This is a genomic window from Trueperella sp. HMSC08H06, assembly GCF_001808465.1.
Classification (GTDB): domain Bacteria; phylum Actinomycetota; class Actinomycetes; order Actinomycetales; family Actinomycetaceae; genus Trueperella; species Trueperella bernardiae.
In genome coordinates, this window is record NZ_KV793369.1 from 82,853 (window position 1) to 97,247 (window position 14,395).

At 65.8% G+C, this 14,395-nt stretch carries 13 protein-coding genes and 1 tRNA gene; 5 read left to right on the top strand and 9 right to left on the bottom strand.

The genetic code is table 11. The features are described 5' to 3' along the window. Positions 1-58: 58 nt before the first annotated feature. Positions 59-131: transfer RNA gene (locus HMPREF3174_RS08150), tRNA-Leu, on the top strand. A gap of 9 nt (positions 132-140) precedes the next feature. Here the strand turns inward: HMPREF3174_RS08150 and HMPREF3174_RS08155 are convergent. Both HMPREF3174_RS08155 and HMPREF3174_RS08160 read right to left on the bottom strand, forming a co-directional pair. Beyond that, positions 141-902, bottom strand: a complete 762-nt coding sequence (locus HMPREF3174_RS08155; RefSeq protein WP_070448359.1) for a hypothetical protein — start codon at positions 900-902, stop codon at positions 141-143. Position 903: 1 nt separating this feature from the next. Then, the gene (locus HMPREF3174_RS08160; RefSeq protein ID WP_062614011.1) at positions 904-1,923 is read right to left on the bottom strand and encodes an ABC transporter ATP-binding protein; all 1,020 of its coding nucleotides are present in this window, start codon (positions 1,921-1,923) and stop codon (positions 904-906) included. 288 nt (positions 1,924-2,211) lie between these two features. Between HMPREF3174_RS08160 and HMPREF3174_RS08165 the strand changes: the two genes are divergently transcribed. Next, positions 2,212-3,066: a Bax inhibitor-1/YccA family protein gene (locus HMPREF3174_RS08165; RefSeq protein WP_070448360.1), complete on the top strand. Its 855-nt coding sequence runs from the start codon at positions 2,212-2,214 to the stop codon at positions 3,064-3,066. Between the two features lie 209 nt (positions 3,067-3,275). On the opposite strand, the gene HMPREF3174_RS08170 is transcribed toward HMPREF3174_RS08165, so the two are convergent. Beyond that, positions 3,276-6,752 (bottom strand): proline dehydrogenase family protein, encoded by a 3,477-nt coding sequence (locus HMPREF3174_RS08170; RefSeq protein WP_070448361.1) that lies wholly within the window; start codon positions 6,750-6,752, stop codon positions 3,276-3,278. A 207-nt stretch (positions 6,753-6,959) separates the two neighbouring features. Here HMPREF3174_RS08170 and putP point away from each other — a divergent pair, with 207 nt between their 5' ends. Further along, a complete protein-coding gene (gene putP / locus HMPREF3174_RS08175; RefSeq protein ID WP_070448362.1) occupies positions 6,960-8,558 on the top strand; it encodes a sodium/proline symporter PutP in 1,599 nt (532 codons plus the stop codon). Positions 8,559-8,668: 110 nt separating this feature from the next. Here the strand turns inward: putP and HMPREF3174_RS08180 are convergent, their stop codons facing one another. From HMPREF3174_RS08180 to greA, 3 genes are all read right to left on the bottom strand, one after another. After that, complete coding sequence (locus HMPREF3174_RS08180; RefSeq protein ID WP_068538766.1) at positions 8,669-9,112, bottom strand: FKBP-type peptidyl-prolyl cis-trans isomerase; 444 nt, start codon at positions 9,110-9,112, stop codon at positions 8,669-8,671. A gap of 88 nt (positions 9,113-9,200) precedes the next feature. Next, positions 9,201-9,845 carry a peptide-methionine (S)-S-oxide reductase MsrA gene (gene msrA / locus HMPREF3174_RS08185; RefSeq protein WP_068538848.1) on the bottom strand — a complete coding sequence of 215 codons (645 nt, stop codon included), beginning with the start codon at positions 9,843-9,845 and terminating at the stop codon, positions 9,201-9,203. A gap of 26 nt (positions 9,846-9,871) precedes the next feature. After that, complete coding sequence (gene greA, locus HMPREF3174_RS08190) at positions 9,872-10,345, bottom strand: transcription elongation factor GreA (protein WP_062614016.1); 474 nt, start codon at positions 10,343-10,345, stop codon at positions 9,872-9,874. Between the two features lie 242 nt (positions 10,346-10,587). On the opposite strand from greA, the gene mca reads away from it, so the two are divergent. After that, entirely contained in the window at positions 10,588-11,457 is an 870-nt protein-coding gene (gene mca, locus HMPREF3174_RS08195; RefSeq protein ID WP_068538767.1) for a mycothiol conjugate amidase Mca, read from the top strand. A 98-nt stretch (positions 11,458-11,555) separates the two neighbouring features. Here mca and HMPREF3174_RS08200 read toward each other — a convergent pair whose 3' ends face one another. Then, the gene (locus tag HMPREF3174_RS08200; RefSeq protein WP_082661219.1) at positions 11,556-12,296 is read right to left on the bottom strand and encodes a PAQR family membrane homeostasis protein TrhA; all 741 of its coding nucleotides are present in this window, start codon (positions 12,294-12,296) and stop codon (positions 11,556-11,558) included. Positions 12,297-12,417: 121 nt separating this feature from the next. Here HMPREF3174_RS08200 and HMPREF3174_RS08205 point away from each other — a divergent pair, with 121 nt between their 5' ends. Next, positions 12,418-13,173 carry an isoprenyl transferase gene (locus tag HMPREF3174_RS08205; RefSeq protein WP_062614018.1) on the top strand — a complete coding sequence of 252 codons (756 nt, stop codon included), beginning with the start codon at positions 12,418-12,420 and terminating at the stop codon, positions 13,171-13,173. On the opposite strand, the gene HMPREF3174_RS08210 is transcribed toward HMPREF3174_RS08205, so the two are convergent. After that, the gene (locus HMPREF3174_RS08210; protein ID WP_068538768.1) at positions 13,174-14,127 is read right to left on the bottom strand and encodes a carbohydrate kinase family protein; all 954 of its coding nucleotides are present in this window, start codon (positions 14,125-14,127) and stop codon (positions 13,174-13,176) included. Continuing rightward, positions 14,127-14,393, bottom strand: coding sequence for an exodeoxyribonuclease VII small subunit (locus HMPREF3174_RS08215; protein ID WP_070445755.1), 267 nt, complete (start codon positions 14,391-14,393; stop codon positions 14,127-14,129). Before HMPREF3174_RS08215 ends, HMPREF3174_RS08210 begins: the two co-directional genes overlap by 1 nt. Positions 14,394-14,395: the final 2 nt, after the last annotated feature.

Sequence of the window (14,395 nt, forward strand, 5' to 3'; positions counted from 1 at the left end):
GTCTAAAACGTTCCGCCTATTTTGGCGGCATCGATCGCACAGGTAGTGTTACTTGCAGGCCCCCATAGCCCAACGGCAGAGGCAGTCGACTTAAAATCGATTCAGTGTCGGTTCGAATCCGACTGGGGGTACTGCCGCGTCTAGATGTCCCGTTTCTTGAAGGCGGTGAGCGCGCCGACGACACCGACCACCGCGTATCCCACAAAAATGGCGAGCGCCACCCAGCGGCCCGTGATGAGGTCCCCAAGCGGCTGGTCGCTGATGGCCACCGAGCCGAGCGCGCTCGGGATCAGCTGGGAGACGGTCTTGCGGAAGAACTCCTGCGGGATGATCTGGACCAGGTCAATGAGGTACATGAAGCCGATCATGATGGAGATCGCGCCGGCCGTGGAGCGCACGAGGTAGCCCATCGCGGTAGAGAGCACGCCGATCGAGACCATGATGATGCAGAAGATCGAGTAGGCCGCGATGGCCTCCCCGCCCGGATTGAACCCGTCCTTGAGGATCCTGGTGAGCGTGTACCCGATGGCGATGAGGGTGGCGCTCAGCAGGAGAGAGACGATCGTGACCGCCGTCAGCTTGGCCGTGAACGAGCGCCCCCGGCGCGGGTCCGCAAGCACGGTGGTCCGCATCGTGTTGTGCGAGTACTCGCTGGTGACGGCAACGGTGCCAATGACGATGAAAAAGATGGTCATCGACGGCCAGCCGGCCGTTACAACCAGCGGATCGGCCTCCACGTACTCGGAGCTGGCCAGCATCCACATGATGAGCCCATAGAGGATGATGCCGATCGCGGTGGTCACCTGAATCGAGCGAGTGTTGAGCTTCATCAGCTCCGAGTGCAGGGAGCGCCCAAACGTGGGACGGTAGGAATCGGCGAAACGGCCAAAAAACATGGTCATCTTAGGCCTCCCAGGTGGTGTGCGCGGGCGGGGCGGGCGGCGTCGGCGGAACTGGGCCAGGCGGCGTCGGGGACATCGGCGCGAAACCGGAGGAGGGACCGCGCGCGGAGCTGAACTGCACCTGGTCGGAGGTCAGCTCCATGAAGACGTCTTCGAGGGTGGAGTGGATCTCGGTCAGCTCGTGGATCTCCACGTTGTGCTGATAGAGGTAGTGGCCCACCTGCTCGCGCCGGAGCCCGGGGAGTTCGAAGGAGCCGCGGGGGCTGGAGTGGCTCGGGGCGACGTCGTAAACCTGCCACCCCGCCTGGGTAAGCAGGCCGCGGATCGTGGCCATGTCCGGGCCGGAGACCCGCACGCGCGCGCCCCGATCCGACTCGGTGAACTTGGAGATCGGGCCGGAGTCGATGAGGCGGCCGCGGCCGATAATGACCAGATCGTCCGCCGTGAGCGCCATTTCGCTCATAAGGTGGGAGGAGACGAGGACGCTGCGGCCCTCCGCGGCAAGCGACCGCATGGTGGAGCGGACCCAGCGCACGCCGTCGGGGTCAAGACCGTTGACCGGTTCGTCGAGGATAAGCACCTGCGGGTCGCCAAGCAGGGCTGTTGCGATGCCGAGGCGCTGGCCCATGCCGAGCGAGAAACCCTTGATTTTCTTGCCCGCCACGGATTCGAGGCCGGTGAAGCCAATGACCTCGTCGACGCGCTCGTGGGGGAATCCATGCGTTTTCGCCACGACCCGCAGATGCTGCCTGGCCGTTCGTCCGGGGTGAAACGCCTTCCCGTCCAAGAGCGCGCCGACCGCGGTGAGCGGGGAGGCGAGGTTGCGATACTCGGTGCCCCCGATCATTGCCCGGCCCGACGTGGGGCGGTCAAGTCCGACAATGCAGCGCATCGTGGTGGATTTACCCGAGCCATTCGGCCCGAGGAACCCGGTCACGGCGCCGGGGCGCACGGAGAACGACAGGTTGTCAACCGCGCGCGTCTTGCCGTAGTCCTTCGTCAGGTTCTCGACGGTGATCATCTGGTCCTCCCTGCGGCCCGCCTGCGGTGCCGACTCCTTTAGCGTATGAGTCCACTATCCCCGATTTCGTCATACCGCGGACGGATCATCCACAGTTTTTCACGACGCGCGGCGGGGCGGGCGTCGTCGTGCGCGCGTTCTACAGCGCGGACTCGCGCTATGGACGGCAGCGGGCCGGGGCGTTTCTCTTTGGGGAGAAAAGAGCGCGGGAGTATTGCCCTTAGTTACGCCATGGTTAGTATGGGATGTGGATGGCCGTAGCGACGGCCCTAATAAAAGGAGGCTCCCGTGAGCAATCCGATTACGACACGTAATCCCTACTTCTCGACCCAGCAGGTCCGGCCGAACCAGTTCGACCAGACCGCCTACGGCGACCAGTACGCCTACGGCACTCCGAACGCCCAGCAGGCGGCCTACGGCCAGGCGCAAGGCGAGGTCGCCGGGAACGGCGCGTTTGCCACCGAGCGCATGACGTACAACGACGCGCTGAACAAGGTGGCCGTGCTCCTCGGCATCGCCGTTATTTCGGGTGTGGCGACCGCCGTGCTCCTCCCGCCGGCCATGTGGATGTCGGTGGCGGTGGTTTCGGTGATCGGCGCGTTCGTGGTCGGCCTGATCTTAGCGTTCCAGAAGATGGTCAAGCCCGGCCTGGCGATCGCGTACGCGGTGCTCGAGGGCGTGGCGCTCGGCGCGCTGACCGCCGCCTTCGAAATCTTCGTGCCGGGCATCGCGATCCAGACCATCCTGGCCACCGCGATCATCGTCGGTGTGACGCTGGCATTGCACTACTCGGGCGCGGTGCGCACCACCCCGAAGGGCCGAAAGATCGTCATCACGGTGGCGCTCGGCTACCTCATCTTCTCGCTGGTCAACCTGGTACTGATGTGGACGGGCGTGCTGGATCAGGCGTGGGGCGTGCGCGGGTACGAGGTTGCGGGTATTCCGCTGGGTGTGATCCTGGGCGCCGGCATGATCCTCGTCGCCGCTTACATGCTGATCGGCGACTTCGAGGACATCAACACCGCGATCGTCAACGGTGCGCCCCGCGAGTTCTCGTGGACGGTGGGCATCGCGATCGTCATGACGATCCTGTGGATCTACATCGAGGTTCTCCGCCTCATCGCGATCCTCTCGGACCGCTAAAGCCAACAGATTAGGGGCCGGCCTTCGGGTCGGCCCCAGCGGGGCGCCGATGTTGGCACTCGCCGCGGCCGCCGCGCTGTGGGGAATGACCTGGCTGCTCTATCGCCGGTTGCCGATGAGCCGGGGTTAGGACACCGAAAGCAAGCCTGGCGCCAAGAAACAAGTGGGCCGGCCCCGCGTCGGGGCCGGCCCACCTCAGTTCACGGCGTCTAAATCACTCCATCGAGCAACTTGGTGTGATCGCCGAACCGGTGATTTGTGGCGGCAACCGCCTGCTCAAGGAAGAACGGGCGCAGTTCCACCCGACCATTGCCCGTGACGGGCTCAGCGTAAATCGCCACGTCCACCGAGCCACCCACGGCTTCGGCCACCGCGCGGGCGTCGTCGCCGACGTAGCGGATCTTGTGCGCGCCAGACTTGGGCAGGTCGGAGAGCCACTGGGCGGGCGATGCCACGCTGACCGTGGCGCCCGCGGCGCGGAAGGCCTGGGCCACGGTGTCGCGCAGGTCGTCGCCCACGCTCAGCTCCACCGACGTCTTGCCCGTGAGCGCGCCGGCCACCATCGGGGCGACCTTCCACCACTGCTCCGGATCCTCCAGGCGCACCATCACCGACGTGGGCCGGTAGCGGAACACGTTCTTCTCAACGCCCAGCGCCGACACGTCGCGCGCCGACAGGTAGTGTTCCTTGAGTGCCGCCTCCACGCTACGCAGCGCGGCACGGTACTGGCCGGCGTCGTCCTTCGGCAGCTTGTCGGCCAGGGCGTCGAACTCGCCCAGGGTGGGGTAGGACAGCGTCGCGAACGACTCCGGCACCGCCACCTCCACCGGCTCCGCGTGTGACATGCCGATGAGGTGGTTGGGGCCGCCCGCCTTCGAACCAGTGCCCACCTGCGAGCGCTTCCAGCCGCCGAACGGCTGACGACGCACGATCGCGCCCGTCGTGCCACGGTTAACGTAGACGTTGCCCGCCTCCACCTTCGACAGCCACAGCTTGATCTCGTCCGGGTCGAGCGAGTGCAGGCCGGCCGTGAGACCGAACTCCACCGCGTTCTGCAGCCGGATCGCTTCCTCCAGGGTCTCGGCGCGCATGATGCCCAACACCGGGCCGAAATACTCGGTCATGTGAGCGTCCTGGCCGGGGGTGACGCCGTCGCGAATACCGGGCGACCAGAGGCGGCCCGAATCGTCCAGTTGGCGCGGCTTAAGCAGCCACGTCTGGCCCGGCTCCAGCTCGGTCAGGCCGCGCTTGAGCTTGCCGGCCGCCGGCTCAATGATCGGGCCCATCTCCGCCGACGGGTTGGTCGGCCAGTCCACCACTAGCGACTCTGCCGCGTCGACCACCTGGTTAATGAAGCGCTCCGACTTGCCCATCGCCCCCACAAGGATCGCAATCGACGCCGCCGAACACTTCTGGCCCGCGTGCCCGAACGCGGACTGGACCAGGTCCTTCGCCGCGAGGTCGATGTCGGCCTGCGAGGTGACGATAATGGCGTTCTTGCCCGAGGTCTCGGCAAAGACCGCCAGGTCCGGCTCCCAGGAGCGGAACAGCTTCGCAGTCTCGATCGAGCCGGTCAAAATCACCTGGTCCGAGCCGGTGACGAGCGCCTCGCCCACCTCGGCCATCTCATCCGGGTGGATATCGACCAGACGCAGGGCTTCCTTCGACACCCCGGCATCCCACAGGGCTTGGGCGATGACGGCGCCACAGCGGCGAGCTTGCTCGGCCGGCTTGAAGACGACGACCGAGCCGGTGGCCAAAGGCGCCAGCGCCGAGCCAGCCGGGATCGCCAGCGGGAAATTCCACGGCGGGATCGCGGCGGTGACGGGCGCGGGGGAGAAGCGCACGCCCTCCAGCTCGTCCAGCTCCTCGGCCAGATCCGCGTAGTAGTTAGCAAAGTCGATCGCCTCGGAGACCTCGACGTCAGCCTCGCCCACGATCTTCCCACACTCCGAGGCGGCCACCTCGATCAGCTCCGCGCGGCGCTCGCCGAGCACCTGCCCAGCCCGGCGCAAGATCTTTGCGCGCTCGGCTCCGCTGAGCCCGGCCCACTCCGGAGCGGCCTTACGTGCCTCGGCCACGATCTGTTCCATCTCGGCAACCGTGCGCACCCGCGCGTCGTCGGCGCCCTGCACGCCCAGCTCCGAATCGCCCATCTTCGCAAAAATCTGGTTCGCCCACTCGATATTGGCGGGAAGCGACGGGTCCGAATCCGGGGTGTTACGGAATGAAGTGAGCAGATCGACGTCGTCGGTCAGCCTGTTCTGGTGCCGGTTCGGCCCGAAGGAAAGCGTGGGCACCTCGTTGAGCGGGCCCATGGCCTCCGCCAGGTCCGCCTCCGGGAACGCGGCCACGACGCCGGTGGCGAAGCGATTGCGCTCGCGGGCGAAGACGGAGTCGTTATCAGCGATCTCGAAAACGCCGGACATGAAGTTTTCGTGTGCCGCGGACTCCTCGAGGCGGCGGACGAGGTAGGAGATGGCGACGTCGTAGTTCGCCGGATCCACCACGGGCACGTAGTACAGGATCCGGCCCACGTCCTCGCGGATGGCTAGCGCCTGGTTGGTGGCCATGCCCTTGAGCATCTCCACCTCGAAGCCTTCCGTGACTCCGCGCGCCTTGGCGAGGTTGAGGCCAAAGCCGAGGGTGAAGAGGTTCTGGCCGGCGATGCCCAGGTTAACGTTCGAAATGTGCTCCGGGCGCAACGCGTACTCGAGGATGCGCATGTAGTTCGCGTCCGTGGCGGCCTTCGACGGCTGGACGGCAAGCGGCCAGCCGTGCATGAGCGCGTCCACCTGCTCCATCGGCAGGTTCGCGCCCTTGACCAGGCGCACCTTCACCGGCGCGCCCCCGTCCGCCACGCGCTGGGCGGCCCACTCCTGCAAACGCTCCATCGCGGGCAGGGCGTCGGGCAGGTAGGCCTGCAACACGATGCCGGCGCGCAGGCTATTAAACTCCTCGCGGTCGAGGATACCGGTGAAGACGTCGATGGTGAGGTGGAGGTCGTGGTACTCCTCCATGTCCAAATTGACGAACTTGCCACCTTTGTTCGCCACCCGGTACAGCGGTAGCAACGCCTCAATCGCCTGGTCCACCGCCTTCTGGTAGCCCCACGGGTTGTGAACGCCGAGCACCGAGGAGACCTTGATCGACACGTAGTCCACGAAGTCGTACTCGAGCAGCTCCGTGACCGCCGCCAGGCGACGCGCCGCCTCCTTGCGCCCCAGCACGGCCTCGCCCAGCAGGTTGAGGTTGAGGCGCGAACCGTCGGCCCGCAGCTTCTTCACCGCCGGGCCGAGCTTCTTCGGCGTCGTGTCCAGCACAAGGTTACCCACCAGCATGCGGAACACGCGGAAAGCCGCTTCCGTGATGAACGTGGGGGAGGCCGGGGCCAGCACGCCACCCACCTTTGCGGGAAGTGACAGGTAGGCGGGCAGGAAGCTGGCCGGCTTCTTCGCCAGCTTGTTGAGGTTGGCTGCCCGGGTCTTCGGATCCTCGGGGCGGATCACGCCGTCGACGAATTGCACCGTGAAGTCGAGCCCGCCCTCACCCTTGAGGACCTGGGACAGCAACTTGCCCGCGCGATCCTCGGGGAAGGAGGCCGAACGCTTGGCCCAAGTCTTCGCCTGGTCAATAGCTGCGTGTGCCACCTGAGAAAAATCGACGTCATTCTTGACTGTTGCCACTGATTATCTCCATCTTTGCAGTCGTGGGGCCGACGAGGGCCAGGTGCCCTCATTGTAAATCGGCAACGTGATCCTAGCTACCGAAATAGTGGTCATTTTTCGGAATTCTCTTTACATCGAAATTTTTTCGGGTATTGTCACTTTCAATCGCCCGTGTTGCATGGCGCACATGCAACCGGCACACCTACCAGCACAAGGGAGAAATTGATGAGCGATACCGCATGGCAGATCCTCACGATGATCTTGTACTTCCTCCTCATGATCGGTATCGGACTGTGGGCCTACCGCAAGACCTCCGATGTCGACGACTACATGCTCGGCGGACGCCAGCTCAACCCAGCGGTTGCTGCCCTGTCCGCCGGCGCCTCCGACATGTCCGGCTGGCTCCTCATGGGCCTGCCCGGCGCGCTCTACCTGTCCGGAGTTTTCGAATTCTGGATCGCGATTGGCCTGACGGCCGGCGCCTGGCTGAACTGGAAGTTCGTGGCCCCGCGCCTGCGCTCCTACACCGAGGTATCGAACAACTCGATCACCGTCCCGTCCTTCCTTGACTCGCGCCTGCGCGATTCCACGCACAGCCTGCGCATCGTGTCGGGCTTCATCATCCTGTTCTACTTCACGTTCTACGTCTCCTCCGGCATGGTGGCCGGTGGCACTTTCTTCGAGGGCGCGTTCGGCGTGGACTACAAGCTGGGCATGGTTATCATCGCCGCCATCACGGTGTTCTACACGCTGGTGGGCGGCTTCCTAGCGGTGTCCTACACCGACGCCGTCCAGGGCACCATCATGCTCCTCGCCCTCGTGCTGGTCCCCGTGGCCGGCGTCATCTATGTGGGCGGCTTCGACATCGTCCTCGACACCACGCGCTCGATCGACCCGGAACTGCTCAACCCGCTGAAGAACGTGACCGCGATCGGCCTCATCTCGGCCGTCGCCTGGGGTTTGGGATATGTGGGTCAGCCCCACATCATCGTCCGCTTCATGGCGCTGCGTAGCCCGAAGGAGGCCCCCGCGGCCCGCCGCATCGGCATCGGCTGGATGTTGCTCGCCGTGTTCGGCGCGCTCTTCACGGCGCTCGTGGGCGTGGCCATCTTCAAGCACGACGAGTCGCTGCTCGCCAACCCTGAGCAGGTCTTCATCGTGCTCGGCCAGCTCCTCTTCCACCCGATGATCGCCGGCTTCATGCTCGCCGCCATCCTCGCGGCCATCATGTCCACGATCTCCTCCCAGCTGCTGGTCAGCTCCTCCGCCCTCATCGAGGACGTCTACATGACGTTCACCAACCACAAGCTTTCGGCCAAGAAGGGCGTCATGCTCTCCCGCATCGCGGTGGCCGGCATCGCGGTGCTCGCCGGCGGCCTCGCCCTCAACCCGAACGGCACGATCCTCAAGCTTGTGGCCTTCGCCTGGGCCGGCTTCGGCGCCTCCTTCGGCCCCACCATCATCCTCAGCCTCTACTGGCGTAAGCTCACCGGCTTCGGCGCGCTGGCCGGCATGATCATGGGCGCCGTAACTGTGGCGGTGTGGGGCAACCTCGACGGCGGCCTGCTCGACCTGTACGAGATCGTGCCCGGCTTCATCGTCAACCTGGTTGTCACCTACATCATATCGTCGCTGACCTACCGTCCGAACACCATCATCGACAAGGAATTCGACACGGCGGTCCAGCTGTCGAAGGACTGGTCGAACCACGAGGCGCTCGCGGCCGAGGTCCGCCAGACCGTGGCGAACAACCCCGACGGCTACAAGCCGCGCTCGGCCACCCTCGTGGCCGACGACGGCAGCGAGGTCGAACTGCCCAAGTAAGCGCACACGCGCGTTAGCTCAAGGGGTGTGGCCCCGGCGAAACCGCCAGGGCCACACCCCTTTGTCCAAAAGTTTTCAAAAGCGGCGGGGGCGCGCTCGCCCCGCGCCGATCAGTTGTCGTGAAGTGTGTTGAAGTTGAACGCCGAATCCTGGATGCCTTTGATGTCCACCACGAATACCAGGACATCATCACCTTTGATGCCGGCGCGCGCGTTGCCCTGCGGACCGTAGCCCTTGAACGGGGGCACGCAGATGAGCAGACGCGATCCGACCTGCTTGCCCACGATCGCCTCGTCCCAGCCCTCGATCACCATGCCCACGCCGATCGGGAAAACGGCCTCGCCCTCACGGTAATACGAGGAGTCAAAAATCGGGCCGTCCCAGATCTGGCCGTGGTAGTCGACCTCGATCTCGTCACCCGCATGCACGACGCGGCCGGTGCCCTCCTCCAAGACCTTGACGCGCAGGCCCTTCGGCGCCTGCGCGCCCTCGGGGAACGTGAGCTCGGGGATCTGGCCGAACGAGCCCGACACTTCAGGGTAGATGATGTCCATGACAGCCTTTCAACAGTAAACAGAGCCGAGCCCAGTCTACCGTGTCGGTGCCCCGGGCAAGGCCCACAGCCCCTCGTGCCCCGAGCCCCTAGAGCCCGGCCAGCGGCCCGGCGCCCGGCATCGGGCAGGCCATCCCCGTCTTGGCGTGGCAACGGTAGCCGTTCGGCACCTTGATGAGGTATTGCTGGTGGTCTTCCTCGGCGGAGAAGTAGCCCGTGGTATCCGCGGCGTCCACAATCTCCGTCACGATCGGGCTTTGGCCCGCATCACCCAGCACGCGGTCGTAAGCGGCACGCGAGTCGAGGGCGAGGCGCGACTGCTCGGGCGTCGTCGTGAAAATCGCCGAACGATACTGGGTGCCCACGTCGTTACCTTGGGCGTTGAGCGAGGTCGGGTCGTGGCACTCCCAGAACGTCTTGAGAATGAGCGGCAGCGCCTCCGCGCCAGAATAGACCACGCGGACGGTTTCGGTATGCCCGGTGAGCCCGGTGCAGACCTCACCGTACGTGGGGTTGGGCGTGAAGCCGCCCATGAAGCCCACCGATGTGGTGACCACGCCGGGCAGGTCCCACATGATCTCCTCCACGCCCCAGTAGCAGCCGGCGGCGAGGAAGATTTCGAACTGGCCGTGGGCCGCGGGCGCGAGGATATCCGTGCCTAGCTTCAGGTGCCGGGCGGGGTTGACCAGGATCGGCTCGGCCCGCCCGGGCAGCGCGGCCTCGGGCGACACCATCGTGGGGGTGGGGCGGCGAATGAACACTAGTTGGCCTCGATCGACAGGATATCGACAGTGAATTCCTTGCCGTTCGGTGCGATGTAGGAGGTGGAATCGCCCACCTTCAGGCCCATGATCGCCTCGCCCAGCGGCGCGGATTCGGGATAGACGTCCACGTCCACCCAGTCCTGCGCCTGGCGGGCACCGAGCAGGAAGCGCTTCTCCTTGCCGTTGACAGTGGCCGTGATGATGAGGCCCGGGGCGACCACGCCGGTATCCTTCGAGCCCTCGCCCACCTCAGCATGCTCGAGGAGGTAGGTCAGCTCCTGGATGCGGCCCTCCATTTTGGACTGCTCCTCGCGCGCGGCATGGTAGCCGCCGTTCTCGCGCAGGTCGCCCTCCGAGCGGGCCGCCTCGATGCGCTGGGCGATTTCGGCGCGGCCGGTGGTCTTCATTTCCTCCAGCTCAGCGGACAGGCGATCGAACGACTCCTTCGACAGCCACGTGGTCTCAGCCATGAGGTTCCTCCTTATAGTGCGAGCGCTCCTGCGCGCCCCACGGCAACAAAAACATGCCCGCCATTTCGGGCATGTATCTGGCGAGAATAACACCAAGAACGTGCCCGCTTCAAGGGGCCGCGGACGTGTTTCCTCAGGGCGGAGAACCCCGCGCGCGGGCGTGTGAGAAAGTGGTTTGCGCTCGGCCCTGCTCTTGACGTTGCTCTATACTCTGCCGTGGTAACTATTGACGAGGAGGAACTGTGGCAGAACGCAGACTGATGGCAGTCCACGCCCACCCGGACGACGAATCGTCCAAGGGGGCCGGCACGATGGCCAAGTACGCCAAGCATGGCAGGGTCCGCGTCGTCACGTGTACTGGCGGCGAGCGCGGCGACATCCTCAACCCGCGCCTTTTCAACGACGCCGACCTGGCGGCCAACCTCCCGGCCGCGCGTCGCGAGGAGATGGCCCGCGCTGCCGAGGCGCTCGGGATCGAGCACGTGTGGCTGGGCTTCATCGACTCCGGCCTGCCCGAAGGTGATCCGCTCCCGGCCTTGGACCCGGGGTGCTTTGCGATGGCGCCGCTCGACGTCGTCGTTGGCGCGCTCGTCCGGCAGATCCGCGAGTTCAAACCGCAGGTGCTGCTGACCTACAACGAGAACGGCGGCTACCCGCACCCGGACCATATCCGCACGCACGTCGCCTCGATCATGGCGGTTGCCGCCGCCCACGATCCCCAGGCCTACCCTGAGGCAGGCGAGCCGTGGCAGGTGTCGAAGGTGTATTACGACGTCATGTTTAACAGGCCGCGCATCGAGGCCTTCGATTCGGCCCTGCGCGCCGCGGGTCAGGACAGCCCGTTCGAGGGGTGGCTCGCGCGCGACACGGTGGCGATCCAGCCCTCCGCCCGCGTCGACGTGGCCGACTTCTTCCCCCAGCGCGACGCCGCCCTGCTGGCCCACGCCAGCCAGATCGACCCCGACGGCTTCTTCTTCGCGATGCCCCGCGAGCTGGAGGCCAAGATCTGGCCGTGGGAAGAGTACGTGCTGGCGCTCACGACGGTCGGGCACGCGGCCGGCGTCGAGACCGACCTGTTCGAGCGGGTGCCGGGCGTGGAGCTGGTCGAGTAACGGCCCGGCGGAATTTAAGAAAACTGGACGATTCTGGGGCGATCTTCGTATATGAGCGGATGACCCCAAAATCGTCCAGTTTGTTTCAATCGGCGCCCCTACACGAAGAGCGCCAGCCACACGGCCACCGAGTGGCACGTGTAGCCGATCACGGTGCCCGTGTGGAAGAACTCGTGGAAGCCGAACCACTTGGGCCACGGGTTCGGCCAGCGTAGCGCGTACATCACGGCGCCGATCGTGTAGGCCACGCCGCCGGCGATGAGGAGGACCACGATCGCCGCACCGCCCGTGCGCCAGAAGCTGGGCAGGAACCAGATCGCCACCCAGCCGAGGGCCACGTAGAGCGCCACAAGGAACCAGCGCGGAGCGTGCAACTTGAACACGTGGATGAGCGTGCCGACGATCGCTCCGCTCCACACGATCCCGAGCACGAGCGCGGCAGTCTTGGTGGGAAGCAGCACCACGGATAGCGGGGTGTAGGTGCCGGCGATGAGGAGGAAGATGTTGGCGTGATCGATGCGCCGCAGGATGGCGTGGACCTTCTCGCCCCAGTTTCCCAGGTGGTACAGGCCCGAATTGCCGAAGAGGAGGACGGCCGACAGGGCGAAGACCACGCACGCGAGGGTTGCGGCCGTGCCGGAGGCGAAGATGATGAGGAGGATGCCGTTGGCAAGAGCCAGGGGAGCGGTGATGGCGTGAATCCACCCGCGCACCTTCGGCTTGGGCAGGGCCGAATAGTAGGCCTTGCGCTCGGCGCGCGAGGAGGGCGCCTGTTCGACCGGGGGCACCGGAGTGGCGGGCCCGATGTCGCTGCCCGCGGGATTTGCTTGATCGATCATATCTTTACCCTAATCCTCGCACCGGGCGGAACAAAGGGTGAAGGGAATGCAGTGGCAGACCCTCGCGGCGGGAGTGCGGCTAAACTGGGAAATGTATACCGGTGGAAGGAAAGGTTGGCCCATGCGCGTCCCCGATTTTCTTTACTCGCTCTACGAGCGCCGCCTCGCGCGCGAAATCGACCCGGAGCGCCGGCCCTGCCACGTGGGCATCATCCTGGATGGCAACAGGCGCTGGGCCAAGCAGCTGGGCTCGTCGGCGTCGGCGGGGCACCGCAAGGGCGCCGACCACGTGAGCGAGGTGCTGGACTGGTGCGCGGAGGCCGGAATCCAGATCGTCACCCTGTGGATGCTGTCCACCGATAATCTCAAGCGCTCGCCCGACGAGCTCGCCCCGCTCATGGCGATCATCGCCGAGACCGTGGAAACCCTCGGCGGGCGCTGGAAGATCCGCATCATCGGCGACCTGAAGCTGGTGCCCGAGGAGTTTGCTGCCCGCCTGCGCGCCACCGAGGAACGCACCGCGGGCTCGTCGGGGATGACAGTCAACATCGCCGTCGGCTATGGCGGGCGTCACGAGATCACCGACGCCGTGCGCACCTACCTGCGTGAACGTGCCAAGGAAGGCGCCACGCTCGAGCAGGTGGCCGACGAGATCAACATCAGCACCTTCACCGAGCACATGTACACCAAGGGCCAGCCAGACCCGGACCTCATTATTCGCACCTCCGGCGAACAGCGCATGAGTGGCTTCATGCTGTGGCAAACCGTCCACACCGAGCTCTACTTCTGCGAGGCCTACTGGCCCGAATTCCGCCGCACAGACCTCCTGCGCGCTCTGCGCGACTATGCCGCCCGCGAGCGGCGCATGGGCAAGTAGCTATAGGAGGTTTGCCACGACGTCGTTGAGCTCGGCCCGCGTAGGCGGGTTGGCCCCCGCACGCGACACCGTGATGCCGGCCGCGCGCGAGGCGTACTCGCCCACGGACTGCAGCATCTGGGAGGAGATCGAGGTCAGACGCGCACGGTCCTCGCCGAGTACGGAGATCCGGGCGAGGGAGTCGATGAGCGCGGCCATCATGGCATCCCCGGCGCCCACCGTGTCCACCACCTCTACCTGCGGGGCCGGGATGTGGACCGAGGTGGTGGGGGTGAAGAAGCGCGAGCCGTTCGGCCCGTCGGTGATCGCCACAAACTTCACCCCACGCTCGAACAGGTGGCTGACGAACGCCGCCGGGTCGACGTCGGGACCATAAAGCATCGCCAGGTCGTCGGTGGAGGCCTTGACGATGTCGATGTAGGGCAGCATCGCCTCCATGTCCGCCACGATCGACGCCGACGAGCCGAGGATCGACAGGCGCACGTTCGGGTCATAGGAGACGGTCGAATACGAGCTCAATAGCTCGATCCAGCGGCGCACCGTGTCCGAGCCCGGGCGCAGGTGGGCGCCGATCGAGCCGATGTGAACGTGGAGCGGCGGGTGAGCGAGCAAGGCGGCGCGCTTTTCGCCGGCCGCCGGCGGGTCCACGTACGCCGAGTGCACGTCAAAGCGGTAGGTGGCATGCCCGTGCTCGTCAAGGGACGCCATCGCGATCGACGTCGCGTCCGTGTCCACCGCCCCCGGCATGAGCGTGACGCCGGCGCTTTCCACGTAGTCGCGGATCGTATCGCCATCAAAATCATCACCAAAACGGGTGAGGAGCGTGACCCGGCGTCCCAGGCGCGCCAGGCCCACGGCCACGTTCATCGGGGAACCGCCCGGGTGGCGCGTGGTCTCAGTCGGGCCGCGCTTGACGACGTCGATGAGGGACTCACCGATCACAAGGCAGCTCATCACTCCTCCTCTTCCGGGACGGAGCTGGCAGGGGAAGAAGCGGCGGCGGTCTGGGCGGCGCGGAGGCGCTCGCGGGCGCCGTCGAGCCACGACTCGCAACGCCGGGCCAGCGCCTCACCCAGCTCCCACATCGTGAGGGCCTCCTCGAGGGGGATGTTGCCCTGTTCGAGGCGCGTGACGATCTCGACCAGCCGCGAACGGGCATCTTCGTAACTGAGCTCGGCTACCTTCTCATCGAGCTCCTGCGGGCGCGGGGCCTTTGCCATGA